The organism is Humibacter ginsengiterrae (assembly GCF_054780115.1).
Map to the genome: position 1 here is coordinate 130,458 of NZ_BAAGWY010000010.1, position 16,858 is coordinate 147,315.

The 16,858-nt window shown below is 69.5% G+C and carries 16 protein-coding genes; 6 read left to right on the top strand and 10 right to left on the bottom strand.

The window, feature by feature from the left end; translation table 11 throughout:
* Window positions 1–2 precede the first annotated feature (2 nt).
* The gene (locus ACYVII_RS12975) at window positions 3–242 is read right to left on the bottom strand and encodes a hypothetical protein (RefSeq protein WP_460535678.1); all 240 of its coding nucleotides are present in this window, start codon (window positions 240–242) and stop codon (window positions 3–5) included.
* 199 nt (window positions 243–441) lie between these two features.
* Between ACYVII_RS12975 and ACYVII_RS12980 the strand changes: the two genes are divergently transcribed.
* Complete coding sequence (locus tag ACYVII_RS12980; RefSeq protein WP_460535680.1) at window positions 442–966, top strand: low molecular weight protein-tyrosine-phosphatase; 525 nt, start codon at window positions 442–444, stop codon at window positions 964–966.
* Window positions 963–2,348: an adenylosuccinate lyase gene (gene purB / locus ACYVII_RS12985; RefSeq protein WP_460535682.1), complete on the top strand. Its 1,386-nt coding sequence runs from the start codon at window positions 963–965 to the stop codon at window positions 2,346–2,348. The genes ACYVII_RS12980 and purB overlap by 4 nt, the downstream gene beginning before the upstream one ends.
* A 6-nt stretch (window positions 2,349–2,354) precedes the next feature.
* Here purB and ACYVII_RS12990 read toward each other — a convergent pair whose 3' ends face one another.
* The 4 genes from ACYVII_RS12990 to ACYVII_RS13005 all read right to left on the bottom strand — a co-directional run bounded on the left by ACYVII_RS12990 (window position 2,355) and on the right by ACYVII_RS13005 (window position 5,371).
* On the bottom strand, window positions 2,355–2,678 hold the full coding sequence (locus tag ACYVII_RS12990) for a hypothetical protein (protein WP_460535684.1): 324 nt from the start codon (window positions 2,676–2,678) through the stop codon (window positions 2,355–2,357).
* Window positions 2,675–3,325 (bottom strand): HdeD family acid-resistance protein, encoded by a 651-nt coding sequence (locus ACYVII_RS12995; protein ID WP_460535686.1) that lies wholly within the window; start codon window positions 3,323–3,325, stop codon window positions 2,675–2,677. The genes ACYVII_RS12990 and ACYVII_RS12995 overlap by 4 nt, the downstream gene beginning before the upstream one ends.
* 126 nt (window positions 3,326–3,451) lie before the next feature.
* Window positions 3,452–4,261, bottom strand: coding sequence for a class I SAM-dependent methyltransferase (locus ACYVII_RS13000; RefSeq protein ID WP_460535688.1), 810 nt, complete (start codon window positions 4,259–4,261; stop codon window positions 3,452–3,454).
* A 279-nt stretch (window positions 4,262–4,540) separates the two neighbouring features.
* Window positions 4,541–5,371, bottom strand: coding sequence for a helix-turn-helix transcriptional regulator (locus ACYVII_RS13005; protein ID WP_460535690.1), 831 nt, complete (start codon window positions 5,369–5,371; stop codon window positions 4,541–4,543).
* A gap of 93 nt (window positions 5,372–5,464) precedes the next feature.
* On the opposite strand from ACYVII_RS13005, the gene ilvD reads away from it, so the two are divergent.
* On the top strand, window positions 5,465–7,363 hold the full coding sequence (gene ilvD / locus ACYVII_RS13010; RefSeq protein WP_460535692.1) for a dihydroxy-acid dehydratase: 1,899 nt from the start codon (window positions 5,465–5,467) through the stop codon (window positions 7,361–7,363).
* 44 nt (window positions 7,364–7,407) lie between these two features.
* Window positions 7,408–8,685 carry a CynX/NimT family MFS transporter gene (locus ACYVII_RS13015; protein ID WP_460535694.1) on the top strand — a complete coding sequence of 426 codons (1,278 nt, stop codon included), beginning with the start codon at window positions 7,408–7,410 and terminating at the stop codon, window positions 8,683–8,685.
* 86 nt (window positions 8,686–8,771) lie between these two features.
* Here the strand turns inward: ACYVII_RS13015 and ACYVII_RS13020 are convergent, their stop codons facing one another.
* Window positions 8,772–9,425, bottom strand: a complete 654-nt coding sequence (locus tag ACYVII_RS13020; protein ID WP_460535696.1) for a GrpB family protein — start codon at window positions 9,423–9,425, stop codon at window positions 8,772–8,774.
* Between the two features lie 111 nt (window positions 9,426–9,536).
* Between ACYVII_RS13020 and ACYVII_RS13025 the strand changes: the two genes are divergently transcribed.
* Window positions 9,537–10,067, top strand: a complete 531-nt coding sequence (locus tag ACYVII_RS13025) for a hypothetical protein (RefSeq protein ID WP_460535698.1) — start codon at window positions 9,537–9,539, stop codon at window positions 10,065–10,067.
* 115 nt (window positions 10,068–10,182) lie between these two features.
* Here the strand turns inward: ACYVII_RS13025 and ACYVII_RS13030 are convergent, their stop codons facing one another.
* The 3 genes from ACYVII_RS13030 to ACYVII_RS13040 form a co-directional block, all read right to left on the bottom strand.
* Entirely contained in the window at window positions 10,183–10,959 is a 777-nt protein-coding gene (locus ACYVII_RS13030) for a thioesterase family protein (protein ID WP_460535700.1), read from the bottom strand.
* Between the two features lie 26 nt (window positions 10,960–10,985).
* Window positions 10,986–13,250: a HelD family protein gene (gene helR, locus ACYVII_RS13035; RefSeq protein ID WP_460535702.1), complete on the bottom strand. Its 2,265-nt coding sequence runs from the start codon at window positions 13,248–13,250 to the stop codon at window positions 10,986–10,988.
* A gap of 142 nt (window positions 13,251–13,392) precedes the next feature.
* A complete protein-coding gene (locus tag ACYVII_RS13040) occupies window positions 13,393–14,943 on the bottom strand; it encodes an MFS transporter (RefSeq protein WP_460535704.1) in 1,551 nt (516 codons plus the stop codon).
* A gap of 24 nt (window positions 14,944–14,967) precedes the next feature.
* On the opposite strand from ACYVII_RS13040, the gene ACYVII_RS13045 reads away from it, so the two are divergent.
* Entirely contained in the window at window positions 14,968–15,438 is a 471-nt protein-coding gene (locus ACYVII_RS13045; RefSeq protein ID WP_460535706.1) for a MerR family transcriptional regulator, read from the top strand.
* Between the two features lie 93 nt (window positions 15,439–15,531).
* Here the strand turns inward: ACYVII_RS13045 and ACYVII_RS13050 are convergent, their stop codons facing one another.
* Window positions 15,532–16,329 (bottom strand): alpha/beta fold hydrolase, encoded by a 798-nt coding sequence (locus tag ACYVII_RS13050; protein ID WP_460535708.1) that lies wholly within the window; start codon window positions 16,327–16,329, stop codon window positions 15,532–15,534.
* Window positions 16,330–16,858 lie beyond the last annotated feature (529 nt).

The window sequence follows — 16,858 nt, forward strand, 5'->3', positions numbered from 1 at the left end:
CATCACCCGCGCTCGCTGCGTGCGGTATCCATGCTCGACGCGGGTGGGCCCAGTTGATCGACGGGAACGACCGCCAGCTCCTGTGCCGCACGATCGAGGGCGGCAACCCCGTCGCCGATCGATGCGGTCAGGTCGTCGACTCCGGCCCGGAACCTGCGTTGCGCCGGCGATCTCCAGTGCAGGGCACCGGCATCCGGAACCTGCGCCATGAGCGCGGCCAGTTCGGAACGCACGTAGTCCACGGCCGCCTGCGCGGCTCGTAGTGCCGCCTCGTCCAGACGATCACCTCCTGAAATCGCGAAAGGAATGCGATCAGCCTGCCGTCACGCGTGCGGCCGCCGGCGGCTGACAGCGTCGGGTGGGGACGAGCCAGCTCGGCGCCTGCCTGGGGACGGAAGGATGCCGGACCGGGAGCATCCGGGCGTACAGCAGAATGGAGGCATGACCTCGGATGCGACCCGGTTCCGCATCTGCTTCGTGTGCAGCGGCAACATCTGCCGCTCGCCGATGGCCGAGGTGGTGCTCCGGCAGCTGGCGGAAGACGCCGGACTTGGCGACCGCCTGGCCATCTCGTCGGCGGGAACGGGCGACTGGCACGTCGGGGAGCAGGCCGATCCTCGCGCCGTCGACGCACTCACCGCACACGGGTACGACGGGTCGACGCACCGGGCGCGGCAGTTCGATCCCGCCTGGTTCGCGGATCTCGATCTGGTCGTGGCACTGGACCGCAGCCACGAACGAATTCTCAAAGCGTGGGCCGGGAACGACCTCGACCGCAGCAAGGTGCAGCTTCTGCGCAGCTTCGAGACGCCGCGATCCGATTCACTGGATGTGCCGGATCCCTATTACTCGGACCACACGCTCTTCGCCGCCGTTCTCGGCATGATCGAGCGAGCCGACCGGGCGCTGCTGGCCCAGCTGGCCCCCGCCCTGCGCGCACCGTCACAACAACAAGGAAAGTCATGACCTCGCTTCCCCCTCAGCCGCTCAGCCCGCTCGACGGCAGGTATCGCGCCGCCGTCTCCGAGCTCGGGGACTTCCTCTCCGAGGCCGGTCTGAACCGCGCCCGCGTGCAGGTGGAGGTGGAGTGGCTGCTGTACCTCACCTCGCACCGGATGTTCGGGAGCGAGCCGCTGACCGAGGGGCAGGCATCCGCTCTACGCGCCCTCGTCACCGACTTCGGCCAGGACGAGATCGACCGGCTGGCAACGCTCGAAGCCACCACCAGGCACGACGTGAAGGCCGTCGAGTACCTCGTGCGCGAGAAACTGCACGAACTGGGCCTCGACTCGATCGCCGAGCTGACTCACTTCGCATGCACGAGCGAAGACATCAACAACCTCTCCTACGCGCTGACCGTCTCGGAGGCCGTGCGCGACGTGTGGCTGCCGAAGCTTCGCACCGTGATCGACGCGCTGCGTTCCCGTGCGGTGGAGCTGCGGGATGCCTCGATGCTCGCCCACACACACGGCCAGCCGGCGACGCCCACCACGATGGGCAAGGAGTTCGCGGTGTTCGTGTACCGGCTCGAGCGCATCGCCGCTCAGGTGGAGGCGAGCGAGTACCTGGGCAAGTTCAGCGGCGCCACCGGCACCTTCTCCGCGCACCTGGCCGCGGATCCGGATGCCGACTGGCCGGTGATCTCGCGCGAGTTCGTGCAGTCCCTTGGCCTCACCTGGAACCCGCTCACGACCCAGATCGAGTCGCACGACTGGCAGGCGGAGCTGTACGGCCGTGTCGCGCACGCGAACCGGGTGCTGCACAACCTCGCGACGGATGTCTGGACCTACATCTCGCTCGGCTACTTCCGGCAGATCCCGCAGGCCGGCGCCACGGGATCGTCGACCATGCCGCACAAGATCAACCCGATCCGATTCGAGAACGCGGAGGCGAACCTCGAGCTCTCCAGCGCACTGCTGGACTCGCTGGCATCCACACTGGTCACGAGCCGCCTGCAACGCGACCTCACCGACTCGACCACGCAGCGCAACATCGGCGTCGCGCTCGGCCACTCACTGCTCGCCTTCGACAACATCGAGCGGGGGCTGCGCGAGATCGCGATCGACGAGGCTGCCCTCGCCCGCGACCTCGACGCCAACTGGGAAGTGCTCGGCGAGGCGATCCAAACGGTCATCCGTGCCGAGGTCACGGCCGGCCGCTCATCGATCAGCGACCCCTACGCGCTGCTCAAGGAGCTGACACGTGGCAAGCGGGTGGATCGCGAAGGCCTCGCGGAGTTCATCCGCGCGCTCGACATCGGTGAGGATGCCAAGGCTCGCCTGCTCGCGCTCACTCCGGCCGGATACGCGGGCCTGGCCTCGCAACTGGTCGAGTACGTGGAGCGGTAGCGCGCGTCAGTCGTGCGGGTTACGGGGGCCGGCGTCGGAGCCGGCGTCTGTTCCGCCCGTCAGTTCAGGATGCTCGCCGTTCTGCTCGGCCAGGTCGCGGCGCTCCTCGTCGTCGGGCTTGAATCCGAGCGCGAACATCGCGAGCACGATCAGGGTCGCGATGAAGGCGACGCCGAAGAAGATCAGCGCGAGGACCGGCTCGCGAGTGGACATCAGCACGATGACGCCGACGAATACGGCCAGCACGGCGGCGATGCCGAGGAACTCCACGGGCTTCATGCGGTCGCGCAGGCTCGGCCGGCGGTCCTCTGGGATGTTGTCGTGGGTCACGCGTGTCTCTCCGAAGCGTTCTGATCGGTGTCGCCTGCGCCGGTGTTCCGGCCGCCCTGGCCGCTGGCGACCTGGCCGGGATGCTCGTCGTCGTGCGCGTGCGCGAGCCCGAACTTGATCGTGAATGCGCCGATGCCCACGTAGACGCCGACGATCACCGCGTAGGCGCCGAACAGTCCGACCGCGAGCAGGGAGTCCGGCGGGATGACGAGGAAGACGACGGCGAGGATGACCGTGAGGCCGCCGATGACCATCCAGTCGCGCGCGGCGTCGTACCGGTGGCGGGCGCGCCATCCGCAGTAGAACTCTGCGAACCCGGTCAGCAGTGCCCACACGCTCACGCCGTAGAGCAGCGCGCCGAGGCCGGCCCCGTTCAGCACAAGGGCCGCGATGCCGACTACGACGCCGAGCGCGCCCTGGGCGACGAAGAGCCACTTCGTGAGGGCATTCTTCAGCAGCAGTGCGCCGATGCCGATGACGACGCCCTCCACCAGCGCGTAGCTGCCGAAGACGAGCAGGCCGATTCGCGCCGAGTGCTCGGGGTCGAACGTGATGAATCCGCCCGCAACGAGCGCGACGATGGCGCGCACGAGTGCGACGACCCAGTAGCGATCCGGGCTGACGCGCGAGGACGCGGCTGTGCTCACGTGACTTCTTTCGTGCGGATGGGGCAGTGCGAGTCTTCTGGGTACCGGCGGCGTGCGCTGTGCTTCTGACCTCGAGGGTTCCGCGACGCCGGGACCGGAACGATTCTACCCGCCGTAGAGCACGGGCTAGCTGGGAGGTCGGCGGCCGACGACGACCGTGCCATCGACGTCGTCGTCGCGCACGATCGAGGCGGAGAAGCCCGCCGCCTCGAGGATACCCACGGTCGCGGATGCCTGCCTCCTGCTCGTCTCGATCAACACGTGTCCGCCGGGCGAGAGCCACTCGCCGGCGCCGGCGCCGACACGTCGCTGGAGTGCGAGACCGTCCGCACCGCCGTCCAGCGCGGCCGGCGCCTCGTGCTCGCGCGCCTCCGGCGGCATCAAGCGGATCTCATCCGTGGGCACGTAGGGCGCGTTCGCCACGATGACGTCGACGCGACCCCGCAGCGAGTCGGGGAGCGGTTCGTAGAGGTCGCAGGTGTACACCTGCGGAGCCCGCGTGGACACCGCGGCCAGCGTGCGACGAGCGCACTCGGTCGCTATCGGGTCGATGTCGGAGGCGTGCACAGCGGCATCCGGTCGAGCAGCGAGGATGGCCGCGCCGATTGCGCCCGCGCCGCAGCAGAGGTCGAGCACGACAGGCGCGCGGGGTGCGACCCGCAACGCCTCCCGCACGAGCAGCGTCGTGCGCTGTCGCGGAACGAACACGCCCGACGCGACACTGACGCGGAGCCCGCGGAACTCGGCCCAGCCGAGGATGTACTCCAGGGGTTCGCCCGCCACACGGCGACCGATGAAGTCCTCGAGCTGACGTGAATCGCACGCCTCGTCAAGGATGAGCCGCGCCTCATCCTCCGCGAAGACGCAGCCCGCGGCGCGCAAGCGGGCGACGACGGCGTCGAAGCCGGGAGTTGTGCGGTCGGGGTCGGCGGACATGGGGCGAGCGTACGGGTTCCGCCGCGATCCGGACGAGCCCACACGGGCCGGACCGCCGAACACGGAGCCATCCAGCGAGCACGGAACGGACCAGCGAACACGGAACGGACAAGCGAGCACGGAAAGGACCGCCGAGCACGGAACGGACCAGCGAGCACGGAAAGGACCGGCGAGCACGGAAAGGACGTCCGCTCCGTGCTCGTTCGTGCGCTGCGTGCTCGTTCGTGCGCTGCATGCTCGGTCGTGCGCTGCATGCTCGGTCGTGCGCTCCGTGGTGGCTCAGCGCTGCGGGGCCGGCGTGTACACCACCACGTGCAGGTCGGGATGGTCCGACGGCACGAACTGGTGGTGCTCGAGCGTGATGAGACCCGCGGTCGGATGCCGGAATACCCGCTCGCGCGACGCGAACCCCTCGATGTCGTGGGCCGCCCATGCCGAGCGGAACTCCGAGCTCGCCTCTTCGAGACGCGAGACGAGGTCGAGGTAGGCGGGGTCGCCGAGGCGAGGGCCGGCATCCGCTCGGAACTCGGCGACGAAGCGTCGGCTCGTGACGTCCCAGTCCGGAAGCAGCTCGCGCACGAACGGGTCGGTGAAGACGAGCCAGAGCAGGTTGCGATCTTCCGCGCGTGCCGTGGCGACGCCCGGGTAGAGCGCTGCATAGGCGGCGTTCCAGCCGGCGATGCGCCAGTCCGCGGTGACGGTGTACGAGGGCGAGTCGGCGAGCGCATCCATGAAGCGCTGCAACGCGGGCGGAGCGGTGGCCGCCGGCGGACGGGCTGTCGTCGCGGCGGTGGAGTATCCGGCGAGGGAGAGAAGGTACGCATGCTCGGTCACGGTGAGACGCAGGGTGCGGGCGAGGGCATCCAGAACCTGGCGGGACGGGTGGATGTCGCGCCCCTGCTCGAGCCACGTGTACCAGGTGACGCTGACCCCGCTGAGGTACGAGACCTCCTCACGGCGGAGGCCGGTCGTGCGTGAGCGGCCGACGGGCGGCAGCCCGGCATCCGCCCTGGAGAGGTTCTCGCGACGGGCGCGCAGGAACGCGCCGAGCTCGACCCTGCTCTGCTCGGCCATCGCCCCTGCCGCTCCTGCGCGTTGCGAGATCTCCACGAGATAACGCTAAAGGCTCAGCCGTGCTAGTACTCCAAGTACTAGCATCCGGAGCGTCTTCCGCTCGCGCCACCGGCCACGCAGCATGTCACCATGCCCGCACTCCGCTCTCGCACCGTCACCCATGGCCGCAACATGGCCGGAGCCCGCGCCCTGCTGCGCGCCGCCGGCGTCAAAGGCAGCGACTTCGGCAAGCCGATCGTCGCCGTCGCCAACAGCTTCACCGAGTTCGTGCCGGGCCACACTCACCTGCAGCCCGTCGGGCGCATCGTCTCGGATGCGATCACCGCGGCCGGCGGCATCCCGCGCGAGTTCAACACCATCGCTGTCGACGACGGCATCGCCATGGGCCACGGCGGCATGCTCTACTCGCTGCCCTCGCGCGACCTCATCGCCGACTCCGTCGAGTACATGGTGAACGCGCACTGCGCCGACGCGCTGGTGTGCATCTCGAACTGCGACAAGATCACGCCCGGCATGCTGCTGGCCGCGCTGCGGCTGAACATCCCGACGGTGTTCGTCTCCGGCGGTCCGATGGAGTCCGGCCGCGCCGTGCTCGCGAACGGCACCGTGCGCACGCTCGACCTGATCGACGCGATGTCGGAATCGGCGAACGAGAACGTGTCGGATGCCGACCTGCAACGCATCGAGGAGGCCGCGTGTCCCACGTGCGGGTCGTGCTCCGGCATGTTCACCGCCAATTCGATGAACTGCCTTACCGAGGCGATCGGGCTCTCCCTGCCCGGCAACGGCTCGACGCTCGCCACCCACACAGCACGTCGCGAACTGTACGAGCGGGCGGGCGCCCTCACCGTCGAGATCGCGAAGCGCTGGTACGACGATGACGACGCGTCCGTGCTGCCGCGCAGCATCGCCACGCCCGCCGCGTTCGGCAACGCCATGGCGCTGGACATCGCGATGGGCGGGTCGACGAACACGATCCTTCACCTGCTCGCGGCCGCGCACGAGGCGGGCGTCGACTTCGGGCTGAACGAGATCGACGCGCTCTCGCGCCGCATTCCCTGCCTGGCGAAGGTGGCACCCAACGTCACCGCGACGCGCACCTATTACATGGAAGACGTGCACCGCGCCGGTGGCATCCCGGCGATCCTCGGCGAGCTGCGCCGCGGCGGCCTGCTCGACGAGGGCGTGCACTCAGTGCACTCGAACTCGCTCGGCGAGTGGCTGGACGAGTGGGATGTGCGCAGCGGCAAGGCATCCGACGCCGCGTTCGAGCTGTGGCACGCGGCACCCGGTGGCGTGCGATCCTCGTCGGCGTTCTCCCAGTCCGAGCGCTGGGAGGAGCTCGACACGGATGCCGCGGGCGGGTGCATCCGTGACATGGAGCACGCGTACACCGTCGATGGCGGCCTCGCGGTGCTGCGCGGCAACCTCGCGGAGAACGGCGCGGTCGTCAAGACCGCGGGTGTCGACGCATCCATACACACGTTCGCCGGAACCGCCGTCGTCTTCGACTCGCAGGAGGCGGCGTGCGAGGGCATCCTCGGAAAGAAGGTGAAGGAGGGCGACGTCGTCGTCATCCGCTACGAGGGACCGCGCGGCGGCCCTGGCATGCAGGAGATGCTCTACCCCACGTCGTTCCTGAAGGGACGCGGACTCGGCAAGGCGTGCGCGCTGATCACCGACGGACGCTTCTCGGGCGGCACGTCGGGCCTCTCGATCGGACACGTCTCGCCGGAGGCCGCTGCGGGCGGCACGATCGCGCTCGTGGAGAACGGCGACCCCATCGTCATCGACATCCCGAACAGGTCGATCAGTCTCGACGTGCCCGAGACGATTCTGGATGACCGCCGTCGCGCCATCGAGGACGCCGGCGGTTACCGTCCGGGCGGCCGCGAACGCGTGGTGTCGCCCGCGCTGCGCGCCTACGCGCTGATGGCCACCTCGGCCGACACGGGTGCGGTGCGCGATGTGGATTCGGTGGAGGCGGCGGTCGCTGCGAGCCGGATGCCCGCGCCGGTCGGGGTGTAGTCAGCCCTACCCTCGTAGGGGTCCCCATCGAAACGAGGTGTCGAGTGCCCGATCCCCAGAGCGGCGCCCTGCGCACGCTTCGTGGCGGGATGCTGCTGATCGGGCTGCTGCTGATCGCGGCCAACCTCCGTGCGGCGATCACGTCGGTGGGGCCGGTGCTGGGCGACATCCGCAGCGATCTCGGGATCGGCGCTGTCACGGCATCCGTGCTCATCTCGATCCCGCTGGTCGCGTTCGGCGTGTTCTCTCCCGTCGCACCCGTGCTCGCCGCGAAGTTCGGCATCGAACGCACGCTCAGCGGCGCGATCATCGTGCTCGCGGTGGGCATCGTCGCGCGGTCCTGGCCCGGCCTCGTCACGCTCTGGGCAGGCACCGTACTGCTCGGCCTCGCGATCGCCGTGATCAACGTGCTGCTGCCCGCGCTCGTCAAGCGCGACTACCCGAACCGGGTCGGTTCGGTCACCGGAACGTACTCCGCCGTGCAGTCCGGCATCGCGGCCATCGCGGCCGGAGTCGCGGTGCCGATCGCGGATGCCGCCCCGCACGGCTGGCGCCTCTCGCTGGGCATCTGGGCGGGACTGGCGATCATCGCGTTCGCCGTGTTCCTCCCGCAGTTGCGGAACGGGCCGGAGTGGATGCGCGGGCCGTCGCAGGCGGTGCCCGTCACTTCCCACGGTCAGCCGGAGAGCCACCTCGAACCGGCCGGCGCTGCAGGGCGATCGACGCGCCCTCCGCGCTCGTACCGCTCGCCGTGGGGCGCCGCACTCGCGTGGCAGGTCACGCTGTTCATGGGCCTGCAGTCGACCATCTACTACACCGTGGTCACGTGGTGGCCATCGGTGGAGCAGGCATCCGGGGTCCCCGCCGCCATCGCCGGATGGCACCAGTTCGCGTACCAGATGTTCGGGCTGCTGGGCACGGTGCTGTGCGCCGCGACCATCTCACGGATGCGCGACCAGCGCACGATCGCGGTGGGCGTGAGCGTGCTGATGTTCGTGGGCATCCTGGGACAGCTGACCGCGCCGGCGCTTGGACTGCTGTGGATCGCGCTCGTCGGGCTCGGCTCGGGCGGATCCATCGTGCTCGCGCTCGCCCTGCTCGGCCTGCGCACGCATCACCACGGCCAGTCCGCTGCGCTGTCGGGGATGGCGCAGTCTATCGGCTACCTGCTCGCCGCGACCGGACCGATCGCGATCAGCATCCTTCACGATGCCAGCGGCGGGTGGGCTGCACCGCTCATCGTGATGCTCGGGGTCATCGTCGTGCAGGTGGTTTTCGGCGTGCTCGGGTCACGCGATCGGCTGCTGCCGTTGCGTGCGTGAGCCGCAGCCCCTGCCGTTCACGTTCCGCTTTCCCAGATCGCGGGTGTGCGGCATCCGGACCCGCAATCTGCGACCATCCTGCGCGTCTATGAAGCCCCGCCGGCCGGCCAGGACGGATGCTCGTGCGGCGGCACGCTGAAGATGCGCGAGTAGATGTCGTCGATGACGCCGTTCTTGTCGAGATTGTACGAGTCCGGGTCGTCGACCGTTTCGATGGCGAGTCGTCGCTTCGCGGCGGCGTAGAGGTCGCGGTCGTCGGAATGCGAGCGCAACCAGTCGCGGAACAAGAGGTGCCGCAGCGGCTCGGGGGACCCGGCCTGGAACACGTGCACGTTGACGCCGGTGCGCACGAGCATCCGGTGTCCGTTCCACCACGGTTCGCGCAGCACGTGCCGGTAGCCGGCGGAAATCAGCGCAGGCACGTATGCGCTCTCCTCCGCCGAATCAGGCACCTGCACGTCGATGTCGATGATCGGCTTGGCCGGCAAACCTGGGACGGACGTCGATCCGACGTGCTCGACGCGCACGATGAGGTCGCCGAGCGCGTCGACGATCTTCGCGCGCTCGCGCTCGTACTCGGCCGGCCATGCCGGATCGGGTTCGATGATCACGATCGGCGCGAAGGCTGCAGGCGGCCCGTCGACCCAGCGGATGTCCTGCTGGTCCTCATCGCCGAGCTGCCTGCGGGTGAGCTCCTCCGGATAACCATGCTCGGATAATGCTTCCGACTGCGCGCGCACTTCGACCTCCCAGTTCGAGCGAGCAAAGTCTCCCAGAGTACGACTCGGGAAGTCGCGCTGCAAGCATCCGCTCGTCGGGCAGTACGTGCGCGCCGCTGGGAGGATGTCACGGTGACCTACGACGCGACCGAGGAGACGACCGACTACCAGGCGACGCGGGTGCGGATGCACGCGAATACCCGGTTCGAGGCGTTCGTCGCGGCGCTGGAGCAGGCGGTGCCCGAGCTGTCGCAGGCGGATGCCGTCGCGCGCCTCGCCGAGGACGGCGACTGGTCGGGGTTCACGCGTGGCCTGCAGTGGGAGGCGCCGAGCGGGTTCGTGCGTGTCTGGTCATGGTCCCCGTCCGAGCTCATGCGGCACGCCGGCAACTCGACGCCGAGCGCGGTCTGGCTGATCGTGAACCACGCGATCGGGGCGCGCCTCTTCCGTCACGATCCGGCCGCCATGCTCTACTCGCCGCTGCGCGTCGAGGCTCACGCCGCTCCGGATGCCGGCACCATCGTGAGCTTCGATGTTCCGAGCGCCCGGCTGCGCGGCTTCGGCATCAATAAGGTCACGCAGGCCGGCGCCGAACTCGACCGTGCGCTCGGCGACTTGCTCGAGGACCTGGGCCTGCCCCGCCCCGCCGCGCTGCGTCGCTGACGCATCGCTCGACGTCGAAATTGGGGGCCGAAAGTGTCGTTTCCGCCGCTTCACACGACACCTCGGGACCACAAGTCGGCGCTGGGCGACCCGCGTCAGCGGTGGGACGGCCAGGTCAGCGGCGGCGGCGCACCGTGAGGCCCTGTGCGCAGGTGCCGATGACGCCGCGCTCGTCGTGCAGCACGGTCTGCGTGACGCCCAGGCCGCTCACCCCGTACGCCACAGTGGTGTCGAACCCGAGCCAGTCGCCCTGCGGCTGTGCGAAGAGGTGTGCGGTCAGGTCGATGTTGGGGAACAGAACATCCTGGGGCGCGAACCGCGGCGTGATGCCGTTGGCGATGTCGAGGATGCTCAGCAGCCGCCCCGTCGCGCTCACCGGTTCGCCCTCGAGCAACGCAACCCGCGGGCGCAGCCACACCTGCGCCCGGCCCTGCTCAAGGCGCGTGCCGTGCACGTCGACGGTGCGCACGAACTCGCCCGGCCAGGCATCGAATCCGTTCCACGCCTCCAGCTCCGCACGCGAAGGCATCGCGGGGAACGCGTTCCCGGCGAGCTTCTCCGTGTCGTGCCTGGCCATCAGCCATGCCCGCAGGATGACGGATGCCCGCCCGCCGTGGCTCATCGTCGCCTCGACGAGCTCGACCGTGCGGCCGGGTCGCAGCATGCGCGTCTGAATCTCGACGACGTCGATCGGCATGGTGCCGAGGATGTCGAACGACAGCCGACCGACCTGCAGCCCGTCGGCGATCCGGTCGGCGAAGGTGCGCTCCACGACGTGCGTGAGCAGGCCGAGCGCGGGTGCGATGTGCTGCTCCGCCGGATCCCACGCGCCGCCAACCGCAGGCGTCGCACGGAAACGGGAGTCGTCGAGTCGTTCGAAGTACGCAGTCACCCAAGAGATCGTAACGAGGGCGCGGCTCACGTCGTCAGGATCACCAGCTGCTGCGTCGCACGCGTCATCGCCACGTAACGGTCGACGGCGCCCTCGATGCCGTCGCCCCAGCGGTCGGGGTCGACCAGCACGACGAGGTCGAACTCGAGCCCCTTCACGTGCTCGGGACTCAGCGAGCGGATGCGTGCGCTCCCCGTGAACGACGGGTCTCCGATCACGCACGCGACACCCTCCGCGTGCTCCGCCGCCCACGTATCCACGATGCCGCGCAGCCGGGACGCAGATGCCCGCACCACCGGGTGCCCGCCGCGGCGGATCGAGACCGGCACGTTCGCATCCGGGATCGCGGCACGGATGACCGGCTCGGCGGCATCCATCACCTCCTGCGGGGTTCGGTAGTTGATGCTGAGGGATGCCTGCACCGCCTCGCCCAGCCCCACACGCTCGAGCCGCTCGCGCCACGACTCGGTGAACCCGTGCCGCGCCTGCGCCCGATCGCCCACGATGGTGAAGCTGCGCGACGGGCAACGCTGCAGCAGCATGCGCCACTCAGCGTCGGTCAGCTCCTGCGCCTCGTCGACGATCACGTGCGCGAACGGGCCGGCGAGGGCATCCGAGTCGGCTGCGGAAAGCGCCGACTCGTCCACCAGCGCGTTCTTGAGGTCCTGGCCACGCAGCATGGTCATGACGAGCATCTCGGAGTCGTCGGCGGCGATCAGGTCGTCGGTGATGCGCTCCCGCTGCTCCCGCTCCGCGGCGAGCGCCGCCTCCCGCGCGCGTGCCCGGCGAGTGGCATCCGGGTCTCCGATGCGCAGCCGGGCGGCGTCGAGCAACGGAAGGTCCGAGACGGTCCAGGCGCGGGCATCCGTGCGCTGCAGCATCCGGATCTCGTCGGACTCGAGCCACGGTGCGCACAGCCGCAGATAAGCGGGTACCGACCAGAGGTCGCCCACCACACCCGGCGGATCGAGCAGCGGCCACGCCTTGGCGAACGTCGCGGTCAGGGCGTCGTCGCCCGCGAGATACCGGCGCAGCTGGTGCGGGGCAACCTCGTCGTCGTCGAGTTGATCGACGAGGATCTCCAGCAGCGCGTCCCACACCTGCTGCCTCGCCTCATTGTGCGGGGCACCCGGCTCGGCGGAGTCGAACGCCTCCGACCACTCGGCCGCGCCGACCTCCGCGTCGCCCCACGGCGTCTCGACCACGAGGTCGACGGTCGGCGGCTGCTCGTAGTGCTTCACGGCCGCCTCTACGGCGTCGATCAGGCGAGCGGATGCCTTCAGCCGAGCCACCCGCTGGTCGCCCTCGTCTGCGACGGAGGAACCTTCTGGCACCAGATCGCGCAGCGTGCAGATGCGCACGCTGTGCTCGCCGAGGCTGGGCAGCACGTCGTCGACGTAGTCGAGGTACGCCTGGTGCGGCCCGACGAACAGCACCCCGCCGCCCGTGCCGCCCTCCGAGCCGCCGATGCGGGGCTCGGAGTAGAGCAGGTAGGCGGCACGGTGCAGTGCGACCACGGTCTTGCCGGTGCCGGGTCCGCCGTCCACGACGAGCGGGCCGTGCGAGCCGGCGCGGATGATGGCATCCTGATCCGCCTGGATCGTGCTCAGAACATCGCGCATGCGCGGCGAGCGGGTGCCGCCGAGGCTCGCGATGAACGCCGACTGGTCGTCGAGCGCCGCATTGTGCTCCAGGCCATCGGCCGTGAAAACCTCGTCCCAGTAGTCGCTGATGCGACCGCGAGTCCACCGGTAGCGCCTGCGGCTCACGAGCCCCATCGGGTTCGCGTGCGTGGCCGCGAAGAACGGCTCGGATGCCGGTGCCCGCCAATCCACCAGCAACCGGCGCCCGTCGTGGTCGGTGAGGCCGAGCCGCCCGATGTAGATCGGCCCGCCGCCGTCTGCCGCCATCATGCGTCCGAGGCAGAGGTCGAGCCCGAACCGGCGCAGCAGGCGCAGCCGCGACGCCAGCCGCCGGATCTCCAGGTCGCGGTCCATGGCCGCCTGGCCGACGCCGCCCGGCTCCCGGCGAACGGCGTCCAGGCGTGCGGTCAGCTCGGCGAGCTGCCGGTCGAGGGTGCGTCGCAACGCGGCGAAGTGTTCCTCGTCGGCGCCGATCAGTGCCGGGTCTGCTTTCGCGTTCAGCCGGGGCGGCAGGGCGAATGCGCTGCGGGCATCGGTCGTGTCATTCTCTGTCGTCTTCTCGTCGGGTGTGCTGCTGTCGTTCGTGTTCGAGATCGAGTTGTGGTCGGTTGTGCTGCTGTCGTGGGTGTTCGAGATCGTGGCCGTCATCCGTTCTTCCACCTGTCTTCGCACGTGAAAATGGCTTGCGATCAGCGATTCTGCATCACAGAGGGGCTCTTGCGGCAAGCCCTGTGCCGTGCGGGATAATGGAAATGCGGGCTGAGGCTTGGAGCGGTTCCGGGAATGCCGCCTATCTCGCGACTGTGCTGACCGGTGGTTGAGCGGGTGCCTGTTCGAACTCGGCAGCGGCCTTACGCGCCGTTCCCTGCGCCCAGCGCCCGGTGCTCATCACGGCGAGAACGGCGAGTGCGAGGCCGAGGCCGGCGAGCATCCACCAGATGCCACGTGCCGCGTCCGTGAACGCCGCGGCTTGCGCGCCCGTGTGACGAATGCTCGTGCTCAGGATGCTCAGGCTCGGTCCGACGAACACGCCCGCGACCGCGACGCCCAACGCGGTGCCCGTCTGCCGGCCGGCCGAAGCCAGGGACGCCGCAAGTCCGGCCATCGATCGCGGCATGCCGGACACCGCCGTGTTGCTTATCGGCGGGTTGACGAAGCCGAGGAAGACGCCGACGAGAAGGAAGGCGGCGAGGAGTGCTGGCATCCACGTCGCGGGAGTGACCCAGAGCAGGGCGACGCCCGCCGCGGTGAGCGCGACACCGGCGATGAGCAGCGGATGCCGCGGCCCGCGCGCTCCGACCATGCGGCCGGAGATCGGAGAGAGCGCCAGCACGAGCACGCCGATCGGCAGCAGGCAGAGCCCGGCGGACCAGGCGGGGAGACCGCGCACGGTCTGCAAGTAGAGCGTGATGACGAACAGGAACGCCTGGAAGCCGCACAGCGCGAGGATCGCCATGACGAGCGCCGAGACGAACGGCACGCTGCGGAAGAGCTTCGGCTCCAGCAGCGGTTCGCGACGCCGGCGCTCGACGAAGACGAGCGCGATCGCACTGGCGGCCGAGGCGGCGGCTGCCGTGACGATCGCCGGTGATGTCCAGCCCAGCGAACCGCCCTCGATGACGGCGAACACCGTGCCGCCGAGCAGAACGGCCACCAGCAACTGTGCGACCGGGTCGAAGCGGCGGGCGCGAGCGGCGCGGGACTCGGGCACGAACAGAGTGACGAGCACGACGGCGAGCGCGACGATCGGCAGGTTGACCATGAAGACCGCGCGCCAGCCGGCCGCGCCGACGAGCAGTCCGCCGAGCACCGGACCGAGGGCAAGGGCAAGGCCGCTCATCGCGCCGTACACCCCGATCGCCCCCGCACGCTCGCGTGGGTCGGTGAATGTGTTCGCGACGATCCCCATCGCCACCGGGTTCAGCATCGTGCCGCCGACGGCCTGCGCTGCGCGGGCCGCGACGAGCCATCCGATCGTGGGGGCGAGGCCGCACGCGAGAGAACCGACGCCGAAGATCACGAGCCCGATGATGAACATCCTTCGACGTCCGAATCGGTCGGCGAGCGAGCCGGAGAGCACGAGGAAGACGGCGAGCACGAGGGCGTAGGCGTCGACGGTCCACTGCAGGCCGTCCGCCGAGGCGTGCAGCTGGCGACGGATGTCCGGCAGCGCCACGTTGACGATGGAGAGGTCCATCACGACGACGATCATGCTCATGCAGCAGATCGCCAGGATCAGCAGGCGCCTGACGCGGCTCGGCTCGGTGCCCGGCGTCGGCGCGGTGGGCACGACGGGCGGGGTCGGGTTGCTGGATGCCGGAATCGGGGTGGGGGCTCGCATGCTCTCGAACGTAGGATTTAGAGCGTGCTCGAAGTCAAGACGGCGCCTGTGCCGAAGCATCCGACTCGTCCGTCGCCCGAGGACCGGGAAGTACCGGAGGGCGGTTTGACCATCGCGGAGGCCGCCCGCCGCACGGGGGTGAGCGCCCACACGCTGCGCTACTACGAACGCGCGGGCCTCGTCGTCTCACCCGTCGACCGCACCAGCGGAGGCCGCCGTCGATACCGCCACATCGACCTGAAGTGGATCGTGATCTGCACCAAGCTGCGCGCCACCGGGATGCCTATCAAGGGCATCCGCAGGTACGCCGAGCTGGTGGCGGCAGGACCGGGCAACGAGCAGGAACGCCTCGAACTGCTGGAGGCGCACCGCGCGAACGTGCTCGAGAAGCTCGCCGAGGTGCAGGAGAACCTGCAGACCATCGACCACAAGATCGCGGTCTATCGCGGAAGTCTCGCCGCAGGCGAAGCCGATCGGCTCTGGGCCCCGCGGTAGGGGCCTGACTTTCTCCGTTCAGGTCGCGAAATCTGCCGTTATCCGGGCGTCATAACGGCAGATTTCGCGACTTGAAGCGGGTGCCGAGGCGACCTACGACGTGAGGAAGTCCACGATCAGCGGGGTCACCGACTCGGCGCGATCGCGCAGCACGGTGTGCGAGCCGCCGCGCACGATGAGCAGGCGAGCGTGGGGGATGCTGCTGGCGAGCATCCGGGTGTGCCCGCGGCGGATGACGTCGTGCTGGCCGGCGAGCACCAGCGTCGGCGCCGAGATGCGGCTCAGGTCGCGCATCCCGATACCGGGTGCATCGAGCATGAGACGCAGCAGCTCGAGCTTGTGCCTGCGGGCGACGGCGGGAGCCGGCGTGAGGATCGCGGCGAGGTGCAGCATCCGCAGTCCCCATTGCACGCCGAATCGCAGGCCGCCTACTCCGAGGTTGCCGGACGCAAGCACGAGGGAGCGCACGAGTTCCGGATGCCTGACGGCCAGCAGCATCGCCACGTTCGCGCCGTCGGAGAAGCCGAGCACGTCGAACGGCTCCGGTGCGGCATCCGTTCCGGCGCCGAGCGCTCGGATCACCCGTGCGGCGTCGTCGGCCATGCGCGAGAGCGTGAGCGGCCCCGAGCCCCTCGCCGACCGCCCCTGACCGCGGCAGTCCATCGCGACGACGCGGTGGTGCTCTGCGAGCAGGGGTACGTTGCGGTTGAAGAAGCGCAGGTCGCCGGAGTTGCCGTGGATGACCAGCAGCGGCGCCCCCGATCCGCGCACCTCGACGTGGAGATCGCCGACCCGGTGCCGCCAGCTCGAGTGCTCGCCCGGAAGCTTGTCGGGGCGCGGCAGCACCTCGGCGCCGTTCCCCGGCGTCGGACCGCGTTGCAAGCCGAGCACCCTCACACGGTAAGTCACCTGCCTATGCGGCGCTCATGCATCCGCTCAGCGCCGGCCGCGGAACGGGCGCCTCCCAGGATGCACGGCCCGGCCTCCGCTCGCTCCGGCCGCCACGGAACGCACCACCGAGCACGGAACGCACCACCGAGCACAGAACCCACCACCGAGCACAGAACCCACCACCGAGCACGGAACGGACCACCGAGCACGGAACGGACCAGCCAGCACGGAACGGACCAGCCAGCACGGAACGGACGTCCGCTGCATGGTGCCTCGTCGCTCCCGTGCTCGTTCGTCGACATCGCGGTGGATCGCGGATACAGCACGTCGGGCGGGGCTGTCCACAGGCGTCCGCCGAGCGGCATCATCCGCCCTACAACTGAAGGTTGAGTGCGATCCAGAGGGTGCGTCTCGTAGCGTGGTGTCACTTCCCGCGGGGTTCTCGTCGTCGTTGACGTAGGAGGGCCATCGTGGGATGACCAGTTGTTTCCGGCAAGAAGCAAAGCGAGATCCCACGATGACCGATAAC